General features: G+C 75.7%; 14 protein-coding genes. 7 read left to right on the top strand and 7 right to left on the bottom strand.

Annotated features, from left to right (window positions below; genetic code table 11):
* Window positions 1-4: 4 nt before the first annotated feature.
* From HGCM_RS15250 to HGCM_RS18940, 4 genes are all read right to left on the bottom strand, one after another.
* Window positions 5-274, bottom strand: a complete 270-nt coding sequence (locus tag HGCM_RS15250) for a DUF7218 family protein (protein ID WP_019137683.1) — start codon at window positions 272-274, stop codon at window positions 5-7.
* Window positions 275-782: 508 nt separating this feature from the next.
* A complete protein-coding gene (locus tag HGCM_RS15240; protein WP_019137681.1) occupies window positions 783-1,703 on the bottom strand; it encodes a hypothetical protein in 921 nt (306 codons plus the stop codon).
* Between the two features lie 27 nt (window positions 1,704-1,730).
* Window positions 1,731-2,603 carry an alpha/beta fold hydrolase gene (locus tag HGCM_RS15235; protein ID WP_040399900.1) on the bottom strand — a complete coding sequence of 291 codons (873 nt, stop codon included), beginning with the start codon at window positions 2,601-2,603 and terminating at the stop codon, window positions 1,731-1,733.
* Window positions 2,604-2,741: 138 nt separating this feature from the next.
* Window positions 2,742-4,148, bottom strand: coding sequence for an HNH endonuclease signature motif containing protein (locus HGCM_RS18940; protein WP_147572895.1), 1,407 nt, complete (start codon window positions 4,146-4,148; stop codon window positions 2,742-2,744).
* A 146-nt stretch (window positions 4,149-4,294) separates the two neighbouring features.
* On the opposite strand from HGCM_RS18940, the gene HGCM_RS18510 reads away from it, so the two are divergent.
* The 6 genes from HGCM_RS18510 to HGCM_RS15200 all read left to right on the top strand — a co-directional run bounded on the left by HGCM_RS18510 (window position 4,295) and on the right by HGCM_RS15200 (window position 8,706).
* Window positions 4,295-4,702: a hypothetical protein gene (locus HGCM_RS18510; protein WP_147572893.1), complete on the top strand. Its 408-nt coding sequence runs from the start codon at window positions 4,295-4,297 to the stop codon at window positions 4,700-4,702.
* 9 nt (window positions 4,703-4,711) lie between these two features.
* On the top strand, window positions 4,712-5,833 hold the full coding sequence (gene rlmC, locus HGCM_RS15220) for a 23S rRNA (uracil(747)-C(5))-methyltransferase RlmC (protein ID WP_019137677.1): 1,122 nt from the start codon (window positions 4,712-4,714) through the stop codon (window positions 5,831-5,833).
* A 61-nt stretch (window positions 5,834-5,894) separates the two neighbouring features.
* Window positions 5,895-6,194, top strand: a complete 300-nt coding sequence (locus HGCM_RS15215) for a DUF1905 domain-containing protein (protein WP_019137676.1) — start codon at window positions 5,895-5,897, stop codon at window positions 6,192-6,194.
* Between the two features lie 78 nt (window positions 6,195-6,272).
* Window positions 6,273-6,695, top strand: a complete 423-nt coding sequence (locus HGCM_RS15210) for a VOC family protein (protein ID WP_026075517.1) — start codon at window positions 6,273-6,275, stop codon at window positions 6,693-6,695.
* A gap of 3 nt (window positions 6,696-6,698) precedes the next feature.
* On the top strand, window positions 6,699-7,004 hold the full coding sequence (locus HGCM_RS15205) for an acylphosphatase (protein WP_019137674.1): 306 nt from the start codon (window positions 6,699-6,701) through the stop codon (window positions 7,002-7,004).
* Window positions 7,005-7,020: 16 nt separating this feature from the next.
* On the top strand, window positions 7,021-8,706 hold the full coding sequence (locus HGCM_RS15200) for a threonine/serine exporter family protein (RefSeq protein ID WP_019137673.1): 1,686 nt from the start codon (window positions 7,021-7,023) through the stop codon (window positions 8,704-8,706).
* A gap of 25 nt (window positions 8,707-8,731) precedes the next feature.
* Here the strand turns inward: HGCM_RS15200 and HGCM_RS18505 are convergent, their stop codons facing one another.
* Window positions 8,732-9,292 carry a nuclease-related domain-containing protein gene (locus HGCM_RS18505; protein ID WP_019137672.1) on the bottom strand — a complete coding sequence of 187 codons (561 nt, stop codon included), beginning with the start codon at window positions 9,290-9,292 and terminating at the stop codon, window positions 8,732-8,734.
* Between the two features lie 118 nt (window positions 9,293-9,410).
* Here HGCM_RS18505 and HGCM_RS15190 point away from each other — a divergent pair, with 118 nt between their 5' ends.
* On the top strand, window positions 9,411-10,286 hold the full coding sequence (locus HGCM_RS15190; RefSeq protein WP_019137671.1) for an LLM class F420-dependent oxidoreductase: 876 nt from the start codon (window positions 9,411-9,413) through the stop codon (window positions 10,284-10,286).
* 35 nt (window positions 10,287-10,321) lie between these two features.
* On the opposite strand, the gene mtnN is transcribed toward HGCM_RS15190, so the two are convergent.
* Window positions 10,322-11,053, bottom strand: coding sequence for a 5'-methylthioadenosine/S-adenosylhomocysteine nucleosidase (gene mtnN, locus HGCM_RS15185; RefSeq protein WP_019137670.1), 732 nt, complete (start codon window positions 11,051-11,053; stop codon window positions 10,322-10,324).
* A complete protein-coding gene (locus HGCM_RS15180; protein ID WP_040399896.1) occupies window positions 11,050-11,505 on the bottom strand; it encodes an S-ribosylhomocysteine lyase in 456 nt (151 codons plus the stop codon). Before HGCM_RS15180 ends, mtnN begins: the two co-directional genes overlap by 4 nt.
* Between the last annotated feature and the right edge of the window lie 339 nt (window positions 11,506-11,844).

Raw genomic sequence — 11,844 nt, 5'->3', positions numbered from 1 at the left:
CGCCTCAGTGCGAGCGCAGCGCGTCGATGAGCTCGTCCTTCGTCATCGACGAGCGGCCCTCGATCTCCAGCTCCGCGGCGCGGTGGCGCAGGTCGTCGACCGTCCAGTCGTCGTAGGAGCCGGACTGCCCGCCCTTCGAGCCCACCTCGCTGCGGCTGCTCGCCGCCGCGGCGTTCGCGATGCGCGCGGACTTCTCCTTGCTGTTGCCCTCGTCGCGGAGCTTCTCGTACAGCTCCTTGTCCTTGACGCTCGGGCCCGGGTCACGCTCCGGCATGGTCGCCTCCCTCGTCGGTCGTCGCGGCCATCGTCCGCCGCGCGCCGGACCTCCGCATCCGGGGACGACGGGACGGCCCTGCTGCAGACACAGAACCGCCCCTGGAGCTCGAGTGCTCCAGGGGCGGTCCCGGGTCGATCGCGTCCGGTCGGACGCCTCCGCACGCAGTCACGAGAGTCGGCCGGCGACGTGCAGCCGGGCGGGCAGGGCCCACCGGCGGCTCCGGCGCTGGACGCGAGCACCCTCGGTGCGCTCCGCCTCACGGCGGCGACGCTCGAGCGTGCGCGCGAGCTCCTCTTCTCGATAGCGGTGGAGCAGCTGAGCGGTCGTGCTGTCGGACGACATGGCTCCGCCTTCCTTCGTCGTGGATGGATGGGACGTCCCGAGCGGGACGAGTCCCAACCTGCCGGGTGAGGCAGGTCGGGCGCATCCGTATTTCGCCCGGTTCGTGGAAGCAAGGGGGCGCTGAGGCGCCTCAGATACGTCCGGCTGAGGCGACGTCGTCCGCTCAGGCGGCCGCCGGGTCGTCCTCGCTCGCCTCGATGTCCCAGTTCTCCACCGTCTGGAGCGTCCAGAAGGCGACGAAGAGCAGCAGCAGGACGGCCTCGATGACGAAGATCGTCATGAAGGGCATCGCGACCCCGACGAACGCGGTGAGGAGGAAAGCCGCGCCCGTCAGGAGGGCCGCCACGACCATCGCCGTCGCGATCCCGCGGTACGCGCCCCGGAACCGCGCGGACGCCGCGTCGCTGATCGAGGGCCGCTGCGCGACGCGCTGCCCGTTCACCCAGGCCACGCCGGCCAGCAGGACGAAGAAGGTGATCGCCGCCGAGTAGTGCGCCGACTTGAGGAAGAAGCCCTGCAGCGCGGGCACCCAGAGGAACACGGCCGTGATCAGCCAGAGCAGCGCCGCCACCATCAGGCCTCGACGGGCGGAGAGAGCGTCCGAGCCGCGCGACTGCCACCACGCGAACACGATGCCCGCGGCGCCGACGACGAGCAGGGCGGAGACGTTGTTCACGACGCCGTGCACCAGCTCCTCCGGCACGCACTTGCGGTCCGCGACCGCGCACGAGTACTGGCCGGCGACGGGCAGGATCGGCGTCGGGACGAGCGCGACGACGGGCACGAGCGCGCCCGCGACGTCGAGCAGCGAGTCCTCCCACCCCGCGCGGCCCTTGATGGCGATGAGCACCGGACCGACCGCGACGAGCGCGCCGACGAACACGCTGCGCACCGGCGTGTAGTAGAAGCCGCTGATCGACCCGAACGCCGGGTTCCAGTCGTTCGTCGCGATCTCGATGAGGAGCGAGACCATCAGGAGCAGCGCGAGCGCCACGACCGCGACCCGGAGGTAGCGGTAGGTCTTGCGCGTCCGATCGTCCAGCACCACGACCTGCTGCGTCTGCGCCTGCGTCTCGAGCTCCATCGCCCGCTCCTCTCGGCTCGTCATAGGTCAGGAGCGCGCCGGCGCCCCCGGAAGTACACCGGCCGCCCGGGCGGCCCAACGGAGCGCGTCGTCCGCCCGTCTCAGCACCGAGACGTGGCCGTCGTCGGCCTCGACCCAGAGCTCCGCGCGCGGCAGGCGGGCGGCGAGCCACCGCGCGTGCGAGGCCGGGGCGACGAGGTCCGCTCCGCCGTGGACGACGAGCACCGGCTGGACGACCGCGTCCGGCGCGAAGCCCCACGGCGTCACGTACGCCACGTCGTCGTCGGCCGCACCGGCGGGGTCGCCCGCGAGGGCCGGCTCGACGACGTCCATGAACCACGACCACGGGCCGGCGAGGGCGTCCAGGTCCCGCTGGACGAAGATCGGCTCGGCGTCCGCACGCTCGACGTGCGCGAGCCGGGCCGCCCGTCCGTGCTCCGCCGCCGTCAGCACCTCCTGCCCGGTGGCGGACATGCCCGCGAACCAGTCGAGGCCGGGCGCGTCGTGCGGTGCGAGCGAGGAGACGACGACGGCCGCCGCCACCCGGTCGGGCAGCGCGGCGGCCGCGGCGAGCGCGTGCGGCCCGCCGCCGGAGTGGCCCACGACGAGGCACCGCTCGGCGCCCAGCGCGTCGAGCACCGCCGCGACGTCGTGCCCGGCGTCCGCGACGGTCCGGCCGGGCAGCGGGTCGGAGCCCCCGTACCCCGGCCGGTCGTAGCCCACCCACCGCAGCCTGAGCTCGCGCGCGACGGTCATGAGCGGCTCCGGCGGCATGCCGAGGTTCGGGGTGCCGTGGCACCACACCGCGACGAGGTCGTGCCCCGCGTCCGCCGGCGCCGGGCCGTCCGGCACTCCGGCGGCCCCTGAGTCGTACGCCCGCAGCGCACGTCCGTCGGTCATCCGGAGATCGAGGGTGCGCAGCCGCGTCGTCACCCGTCCAGGCTCCCACCCGGGACCGTCACCGCATGCTGCGCTCGCGAGCGAGCACCGTGGGTGCGGCGGGCAGGCTTGGTCGCGGACGGCCGGCGGCGCGCCTGATCAGAACGGTGGCGGGGGTTCGTCGCCCGGTGGGCGCGGGGGCGGCCTCCGGTGGAGGGCGGGCTCGTCGACGTGCACGACCTGCGTCGGCCGCCGGACGTAGTCGTGCCCCAGCGGCGAGCGCCAGTGGATCGCGCCCGTCGCCCGGTCGCGCCGGACCGACCACCGGCCGTGGGTCTTGGCGCGGTGGTGCGTGCGGCACAGCGCCTGCAGGTTGTCGGCCGTTGTCTGGTCCTCGGCGGGCCGACGCGGGTCGAACGGCTCGACGTGGTCGAGGTCGCAGCGCTCGGCGGGTCGGCGGCAGCCGGGGAACACGCACGTCACGTCCCTCGCGACGACGGTCCGGGTCACATCGGCACCCGGGCGGTACGTGACCCGTCCGGTCTCCATCACGGCGCCCGTCGCCGGGTCGGTCAGCAGCCGGCGCCACGTCCCGTCCTGGGCGAGCTCGCGTGCGACGGAGGCCGGTACGGGCCCGAGTCCCGCGAGCTCGCCGGGCCGGTCGTCCAGCCCGGCGAGGGTGGACGCCGCGACCGTCACCTGGATCGACGCGCGCCGACCCTGCCGGCGCGGGAGCGGGCGGCCGTCGGGGAGGACGCCGGCGTCCAGGACCTGCAGGAACACGTCGGCGAACGCGTCGGCCCGGCGCTGGTCGCCGGTGCGTGGGTCGCCCCGGTGCAGGTCGCGGTCGGCCACGGCGTCGAGGACGCTCATCATCGCGGCGGCGTGCTCGGCGGGCAGCAGCGCGCGCACCGACGCCATCGACGGGTCGGCCCACGTGGTCGTCACGTGCCGGTCGGCCCGGCGCAGCCCGACGGCCTCGGCGGCCGCGGGCGGCTCCTCGGCGGCGAGCAGCCGGCGGACCAGGCGCCGGAGCGCCGGCACGGTGACGACCTCCTGCCGTGCGTGGGCCTCGCGGAGCCGCTCCAGAGCCCCGTCCACCACGCGCCGCGCCACGGCGGTCGTCGCCGCCTGCGTGCCGTCGGCGAGCGCGTCGACCTTGCGCACGTCGAGCAGCCCGGACGCGAGCGCGTCGTGCACGCGTGGGTGCTCGTCGAGCCAGCGCGCCCGGCCCCGCAGCACCTGGACCGCGAGCCGCGTCGTCCCGAGGGCGCACGCCACCTCGTCGTCGAGGAACTGCGCGACCACGCCGCCGCGGCGCTCGAGCTCCACGAGGGCCGCCGCCTGCGCGGCCATCGCGGCGCCGATCACCCGCTGCCAACCGGCGACGGCGGTGACGAGGTCGCGCGACGAGACGTCGGCGACGGGCAGCTCGGTGAGCCGCCGCACCAGCCCCGGGACCGGCGCCTCCACGACCTCGGGCAGCACGTCGCGCCCGCCGCCGCCGAGGAACACCCGGCCGTCCGCCTCGCGGACGTCGCGAGAAAGCACCGACGTGGTCGTCACCGTCACTCCTCGCGCTCGTCGTGGGCCGCCGTTCGAACAAGTGTACGAGTAGGATCTGACATCCGAGCCGGCCGGCCGTCGGGGCGACCACCGCACCGCCCGGCCGGATGCTGCGCACCGTCGGCGGGCAGGAGGACAGTGACCTCGTGGAGACGCCGCAGGACTACCTCGACTCGCTCGACGAGCCCGCCCGCGGCTGGGTGACGCACCTGGTGCGCTACGCCGAGCGGCGGTCGGGGATCGGCGCGGAGCTCTTCCGCTCCCGCCCGATGGTGAAGGTGGGCCGCACGTGGCAGGACGGCTACGTCCTCGTCACCGCCGCGAAGGACCACGGCACGGTGCACGCGCTCGACTTCGACCTCGTCGACGAGACGCGACGGCTGCTGCCGCGGGCCGGGTCCGGCAGGGGCAGCGTCCGGGCGCGGTACGACGACGAGGCCGCCGTCGCGGTGCTCGAGCGGCTCGTCGACCGCGTGCTGGAGCGACACGGGGTCGCGCTGCGGGCCGTCCCGCCGCCGACCGGCCCGGACGGGGGCGCGGTCGCCGGACCGTAGCCTGGAGGCGTGCAGTGCGACTACTTCGACGCCGGGCTCTGCCGCTCGTGCACCCTCATGGAGGTGCCGTACGGCTCGCAGCTCGCCGCCAAGGAGTCCGCCTGCCGGACGCACGTGGACGCGTCGGGCGTCACGTGGCTGCCGCCGGTGGTGAGCGCGGAGGCGGGCTTCCGGAACAAGGCCAAGATGGTCGTCGGCGGCACGCTGGAGGCGCCGACGCTCGGCATCCTGGACCCGCAGGGACGGGGCGTCGACCTGCAGGGCTGCGGCCTCTACCCGCCGAGCCTGCGGGCGTCGTTCCCCGTGCTCGCGCGGTTCGTGACCCGGGCGCGCCTGCAGCCGTACGACGTGCCGGGGCGGTCGGGCGAGCTCAAGCACGTGCTCGTCACGCAGTCCCCGGACGGCGAGCTCATGGTGCGGTTCGTCCTGCGCTCCACCGAGGCGCTCGCGCGCATCCGCAAGCACCTCCCGTGGCTCCAGGACGAGCTGCCGGGGCTGCGCGTCGTCACCGCGAACGTCCTGCCCGAGCACAAGGCGGCGCTGGAGGGCGAGCGGGAGATCGTCCTGACGCAGGACGACACGCTCCGCATGTCGGTCGACGGGCTGGACCTGCACCTGCGACCGCAGAGCTTCTTCCAGACGAACACGGACGTCGCCGCGGCGCTGTACCGGCAGGCGAGCGCGTGGGCCGACGAGGCCGCTCCGCGCTCGGTGTGGGACCTGTACTGCGGCGTCGGCGGCTTCGCCCTGCACCTGGCCGGGCCGGGCCGGGTCGTCACCGGGATCGAGACGAGCGCCGAGGCGATCGAGAGCGCGCGCGCGACGGCGGCGGAGGCCGGCCTCGCCGGCGTCCGGTTCGAGGCGGGGGACGCCACGGCGTTCGCGCTCGCCTCGTCCGACGTCCCCGACCTCGTCGTCGTGAACCCGCCGCGGCGCGGCATCGGCGCCGAGCTCGCCGGGTGGCTAGAGCGCTCGGGCGTCGCGCGCGTCCTGTACTCGAGCTGCCACGCACCGTCGCTCGCCCGCGACCTGGCGGCGATGCCCTCCCTGCGGCCCGCGCGCGGGCGCCTGCTCGACATGTTCCCGCAGACGGGCCACTTCGAGGTCCTCGTCGAGCTCGTGCGGGCCTGACCGGACGCCTCGCGGGCGACGGACCTGGCCGCGTGTCGGTGGCGCGCGCCACGATGGCGCGGTGATCGTGGAGTTCGACGCACCGCTGTGGCAGTGGGACGCACGCCGGGCCGACGCCTGGACGTTCGTCTCGCTGCCCACCGACCTCGCCGACGACATCCTCGACGTCGTCTCCGTGCGGCGCGGGTTCGGGTCGGTGCGGGTCGAGGCGAGCGTCGGGTCGACGACGTGGCGGACGTCCGTGTTCCCCAGCGCGGAGCAGCGCACGTTCGTCCTGCCGGTCAAGCGCGCCGTCCGCCGGGCGGAGGGCGTGGACGTGGGCGACACCCTGGGGGTCCGCCTGCGGGTGCTGGACGCTTGACGCCCGACGAGGGCGGTTGAAGGGTAGTCGGTGGCCTGCCGGCCGCGGCACGAGGACGACACGAGGGAGTGGACACCGATGGCTGCAGTGCTCAACCCGTACCTGGGCTTCCGCGACGACGCGCGCGACGCGCTCGAGTTCTACCACCGGGTCTTCGGCGGCGAGCTGACGATCTCGACGTTCGCGGAGTTCCACGTCAGCGACGACCCCGCGGAGGCCGACCACGTCATGCACGGGCAGCTCGAGACGCCCAGCGGCTTCACGCTCATGGCGTCCGACACCCCCAGCTCGATGCCGTTCACGCCCGGCTCGACGATCTCGGTGTCGCTGTCGGGCGAGGCCTCCGACGCCGCGGAGCTGCGGCGCTACTGGGACGCGCTCGCGGAGGGCGGCGAGGTCACGATGCCGCTGGAGCAGGCTCCCTGGGGTGCGACGTTCGGCATGGTGACGGACCGGTTCGGCACCGCGTGGATGGTCAACATCGCGGCACCGGCCGCCTGAGCGGTGCGTGACGCAGCCGCCGGCTCGGACGCCGCGACGCGGCGGACGATGGTCGTGCGGGGCCGCGTGCAGGGCGTGGGCTTCCGGTGGTGGTGCGCCCGGCGCGCGGAGGAGCTCGGCGTCTCGGGCTGGGTGCTCAACCGCCCGGACGGTGCGGTCGAGATCGTCGCCGAGGGCGCGCCGGACGCGGTCGACGCGCTGCACGACTGGGCGCTGCACGGGCCGCCGGGCGCGCACGTGACCTCCGTCGACGCGACCGGCGGACCCGCCGACGGCCTGACAGGATTCGTCGTGGAGCCGCACCGCTGACCACAGGAGGGCACCGATGGCCACGGCGCCCGCCGGCGTGACGACCCCGTCTCCCTCGACGACGGGACCGGAGGGCTCGCCGGCGCCCGCCGTGACCGTCACGACGACGGCAGGCCCGCGGCCGACCGCGACCGTCACCGCGCCGGCGCCCACGTCGTCGCCCGCGCCCACCGTCACCGTGACGGCGTCCGCGCCCGCCACGACGAGCGCGCCGACGCCGACGGTCACCGTGACCGCGCCCGCGCCGGCCGTGCCGCCCGCGGTGACCACCTCCGAGCTGCCCCTGGCGATGGTCCTCGTCGCGGCGCTCGTCCTCGCGCTGGCGACGGCGGCGCTCGTCGTCGCGCTGCGCCGACGCGACCCGCGCGGCCCGGAGGACGCCGCGCCCACCCCGTCGGGATCCGGCGGCTCGCCCGCCGTGCCGGCGTCCGCGCCCGCGGCCGGCACCGACGCGGCACCGGGAGTGGTGCCGTTCCTCATCGGGCTCGGCGGCGCGATGCTCGACGCCGGCGCGCCCGTGGTCCAGATCGAGGAGACGCTCGGCAAGGTCGCCGACGTGGGCGGGGCGGCCGGCTCGTCCGTCGTCGTGCTGCCCACCGCGCTCGTCGTCTCCTCGCCGAGCGGCGCGACGACGCACACGGCGGCCGCCGCCGCGGGCACGCGCAGCCTGCGGCTCGACCAGGTGCAGGACGTCTACGACCTGGCGGACCGCGCCGAGCGGGAGGCGCTCACCCCCGAGCAGGGGCTCGCCCGCATCGCCGAGGTGCGCGCCGCGCCGCCCCCGTACCGCGCCGCGGTGCGGACGCTCGGCTACGTCGGCTCGTCCGCCGGCCTCGCCCTGATCCTCGGCGGCGGGTGGGCCGAGGTGGCCGTCGCGGCGGTGCTGGGCGGCGTCGTCGCGGGCATCCAGCTGGTCGCCGCCCGCTGGTCGTCGGCGTACCAGGCGCTGGTCGTCCTCGGCACGTCGTTCCTGGTCGCCGTCGGCGCGCTATTGGCCTCGACCCACGCGGGCGTCGGCCTGTACGCGCCGCTCATCGCCCCGCTCGTGACCTTCCTCCCGGGGGCGCTGCTCACGACCGCGGCGATCGACCTCGCGACGCGCCAGATGGTCGCCGGCGGCGCCCGGCTGGCCGGCGGGGCGATGCAGCTGGTGCTGCTGGCGCTCGGGATCGGCGCGGCGGCCGGTCTCGTGGGCGTCCCGGCGACCGAGCTCGCCGCGGCCCACGACCGGACCCTGGGCTGGTGGGGTCCGTGGCTCGGCGTCCTCGTCTACGGGCTGGGGGTCTGCTACCACCACGGCGCCCGGCGCTCGGCCCGGCCCTGGATCCTCGTCGTCCTCGTCGTCGCGTACGCGGGGCAGGTGATCGGCGGGCTCTTCTTCGGGGGCGCCGTCTCCGGCTTCGTCGGCGCGCTCACGATGACGCCCGTCGCGCTGCTGGCCTCGACCCGGCCGTCGGGCCCGCCCATGCAGGTCTCCTTCCTGCCCGGGTTCTGGCTGCTGGTCCCCGGCGCGCTGGGGCTCGTGGGCGTCACGTCGTTCTTCGGCGACGACCAGCAGGCCCTCACGACGATCGTCACGGCGGGCGCGTCGATGGTCGCGATCTCGCTCGGCTACCTCACGGGCATCGCGCTGGGGTCGTGGCTGCTCCGCGCCGACTCGCGTGTGCGGTCGGTGCTGACGGACCTGCGCCGGCGCGGCTGAGCGGGGCGGGGCTCAGCCCACGACCTCAGCCGAAGACCGCTCCGAGCAGCGCGTGCGCGCGGTCGACGCCCTCCGCGTCCAGCGGCCCGGCGGCGACGACCTCCCCGAGCGCGACGGCCGGCGGGACGACCTCCACCTGGCCCACGACGAGCCCGTCCGCCGCGGCCGACCAGTCGGCGGCCGGGAGGCACAGCAGGCCTCGCACGGGCACGTGCCCCAGCTCGGCGGCGTCCAGAGCGGCGCGCACGACGTCGACGTGCGCGCGGACGGCCTCGACGAGGGCGGTGCAGGTGTGCGAGCCGACGACGAGGCGCTCGGCCTTCGGCCGGACCAGCCCGCCGTCCACGACCCGGTGGGGACGCCCCGGCACGCCGTGCTCGTCGACGACGAACGCGCCGGCCGGGCCGACGACGAGGTGGTCGATGCGACCGAGCAGGCCGGCCAGCCCCGGCACCCGCCGCGCGTGCCAGGCGCGCCCACCGGCGTCGTCGAGGGCTCGGGCGAGCGCGGCCGGCATCGGCACGACGTCGAGGCGCGACCGTCCGAGCCGCGCCGCCACGCGTGCGCCGAGATCCGTGACCGCCATACCCCTGTGATCGGCGTCACGGACCCGTCCCTGAAGCGCGGGGCGCGGCGGGAGCGGGCGAATCGTGCGGCCGGCCGCGGACGGTGGTCTGATCGTCACCGGAGGAAGGGAGGGTGCCATGCGACTGGGCGTGCACCTCATGAGGTTCGACTCCGTCCCGCCCGAGCGTCTGCGCACGGAGCTCGCGGACGCGGCGAGGACGGCGGACGACGCGGGCGTCGGCTGGGTCTCCGTCATGGACCACTGGTTCCAGATGGAGCGCGCGGGCTTCCCGGCGAGCGACCCGATGCTGGAGGCGTACACGACGCTGGGGTACCTCGCGGGCCAGACGGAGCGCACGCAGCTGGGCGTCCTCGTCACGGGCGTCACCTACCGCTACCCGGGGCTGCTGGCCAAGACGGTCGCGACGCTCGACGTGCTCTCGGGCGGCCGGGCGACGCTCGGCATCGGCGCGGCCTGGTACGAGCGCGAGCACCGTGCGCTCGGGGTGCCGTACCCGCCGCTCGCGGAGCGGTTCGAGCGGCTGGAGGAGACGGTGCTCATCGCCCGGCAGATGTGGGACCCGGACGACGACGGGCCGTTCGAGGGCCGGCACTACCGGCTCGACGAGACGCTGTGCCGCCCGCTGCCGCTGTCGGGCCGGCCGGAGATCATGATCGGCGGCTCGGGGGAGCGCAAGACGCTGCGGCTCGTCGCGCAGCACGCCGACGCGTGCAACCTGTTCGCGCGCGACGAGGAGACGCTCGCCCACCTCGTCGGCGTGCTCCGCCGGCACTGCGAGGACGTCGGCCGCGACCCGGCGGAGATCCGCATCACCGTGCTCGACGACGGGCGCGAGCTGCTCGCGGGGGACGTGGCCGCCTTCGTCGAGCGGATGCGCGTGTGGTCCCGGCACGGCGTCGACACCGCGATCCTGCGCCCGCCGGAGACGTCGCTCGCCGCGTGGGTCCGCGACGTGGTCGCCCCCGGCGTGCCGGCGGTCGCCGACCTCTGAGCCGACCTCCGGGCCGACCTCGGGGGCCCGGCGCGTCAGGCGTGCGCGGGGACGAGCGTGCGCAGGAGCTGGACGACGACGCCCGCGGACCGGTCCGCCGCGTCGTCCACGTGCGCGAGGAAGTCCGCCCCGGCGACCGGGCCGCACAGGTCGGAGATGCCGCGGACGGAGACGAACGGCACGCCGTAGAGGTGGCTGGTGTGCGCGAGCGCCGCCGACTCCATGTCCGTCGCGAGGGCGCCCGGGAACGAGGACCGGATCGCGTCCACGCGCTCCCCGTCGATGAAGGCGTCGCCCGACAGCACGGTGCCCGTGTGCACCTGCGAGGTGGCGCCGGGGACCTCCGGGACATCGATGGTCGCCGCGGCGGCCGCGTCCTGCAGCGCACGCTCGGCGGCGTACACCTCGGGCATGCCGGGGACCTGGCCGAGCTCGTAGCCGAAGGCGCGGGCGTCGGCGCCCGAGTACACGTAGTGCGAGCCCACGACGACGTCGCCGACGTGCACGTCGACGCCCAGCCCGCCGGCGGTCCCCGCGCTGACGAGGGCGCGCGGCGACGTCGCGTTGACCGCGACCGCTGCGGCCGTCGCGGAGTTCACCAGCCCGATGCCGCAGCGGACGAGCAGGACCGTCGCGCGGGCGAGCGTGAGCACCGTGTGGTCGGCGTGGCCCACCCGGTGCGTCGGGCCGACGTAGTCCGCCCGGGCGACGAACGGGGCCGCCTCGTCGACCATCGCGACGACGACGACCGCGTCGACCGGGATCACTCGGCCACGACCTGGGACCACTCGTCGCGCCGGGCGAGGAAGCCGCGAGCCGCCTCCTGGGCGCCCTCGAGCGTGTGGTTCGCGCCCCAGCCGCACTGGACCTCGTTCGCGGCGGGCACCGCGTCGGCGGCCAGGACGTCCTCGAGCGTGGAGCCGACCAGGCCCAGCACGTCGTCGAGCTCCCACTCGCCCTCGAGGATGAGGTAGAAGCCCGTCTGGCAGCCCATCGGCGAGAAGTCGATCACCCGGTCGGAGTGGTTGCGCGAGTGCTCGGCGAACAGGTGCTCGAGCGAGTGCACCGTGGCCATCTCGAGGTGGCCGACGTTCGGCTGCGCGAAGCGCACGTCGTACTTGCTGATGACGTCGCCGTGCGGCAGACGCTTGGTGTCCGCGAGGCGCACGTAGGGCGCGGCGACGGTGCGGTGGTCGAGGTTGAAGGACTCGACGTTCATGCGGGGCGCGGCGTTCTGATCGGTCACGCGACCATTGTCCCCCGAGAGGGCCCGCCGTGGTCGTGCGTCCGTTGTGCCCGGGCTCACACCGGCGGCGGTCATAATCGCGGGATGACGTCTGCGCGGACCGGCTCGTCGCCTCGGGCGACGCGGTGCGGGCGTGCCCACCGGCGGCGACGGTGAGCGACGAGCCGCGCCGTCCCCGCCGCAGCGTCGACCAGGTGCCCGGGCACGTGCTGGGTCCCGACGGCATCTGGCGCCCCGCCCGGCCTGCCACCGACCCGCCGCCGGCGGGTGCGGGGCCCGCCGCGCGGCCGACCGAGGGCCGGCCCCGCTCGC

Source organism: Cellulomonas massiliensis JC225, from assembly GCF_000312005.1.
Lineage (GTDB): Bacteria > Actinomycetota > Actinomycetes > Actinomycetales > Cellulomonadaceae > Cellulomonas > Cellulomonas massiliensis.
This window is presented reverse-complemented; position numbering and strand designations above follow the sequence as displayed.

Excerpts from the sequence above, each read along its gene's own strand:
- HGCM_RS15235 (WP_040399900.1), bottom strand. The coding sequence starts at position 2,603 with ATGACCGACGGACGTGCGCTGCGGGCGTACGACTCAGGGGCCGCCGGA.
- HGCM_RS15250 (WP_019137683.1), bottom strand. The coding sequence starts at position 274 with ATGCCGGAGCGTGACCCGGGCCCGAGCGTCAAGGACAAGGAGCTGTAC.
- HGCM_RS15240 (WP_019137681.1), bottom strand. The coding sequence starts at position 1,703 with ATGGAGCTCGAGACGCAGGCGCAGACGCAGCAGGTCGTGGTGCTGGAC.
- HGCM_RS15200 (WP_019137673.1), top strand. The coding sequence starts at position 7,021 with ATGGCCACGGCGCCCGCCGGCGTGACGACCCCGTCTCCCTCGACGACG.
- HGCM_RS15180 (WP_040399896.1), bottom strand. The coding sequence starts at position 11,505 with ATGAACGTCGAGTCCTTCAACCTCGACCACCGCACCGTCGCCGCGCCC.
- HGCM_RS15210 (WP_026075517.1), top strand. The coding sequence starts at position 6,273 with ATGGCTGCAGTGCTCAACCCGTACCTGGGCTTCCGCGACGACGCGCGC.
- HGCM_RS18505 (WP_019137672.1), bottom strand. The coding sequence starts at position 9,292 with ATGGCGGTCACGGATCTCGGCGCACGCGTGGCGGCGCGGCTCGGACGG.
- HGCM_RS15190 (WP_019137671.1), top strand. The coding sequence starts at position 9,411 with ATGCGACTGGGCGTGCACCTCATGAGGTTCGACTCCGTCCCGCCCGAG.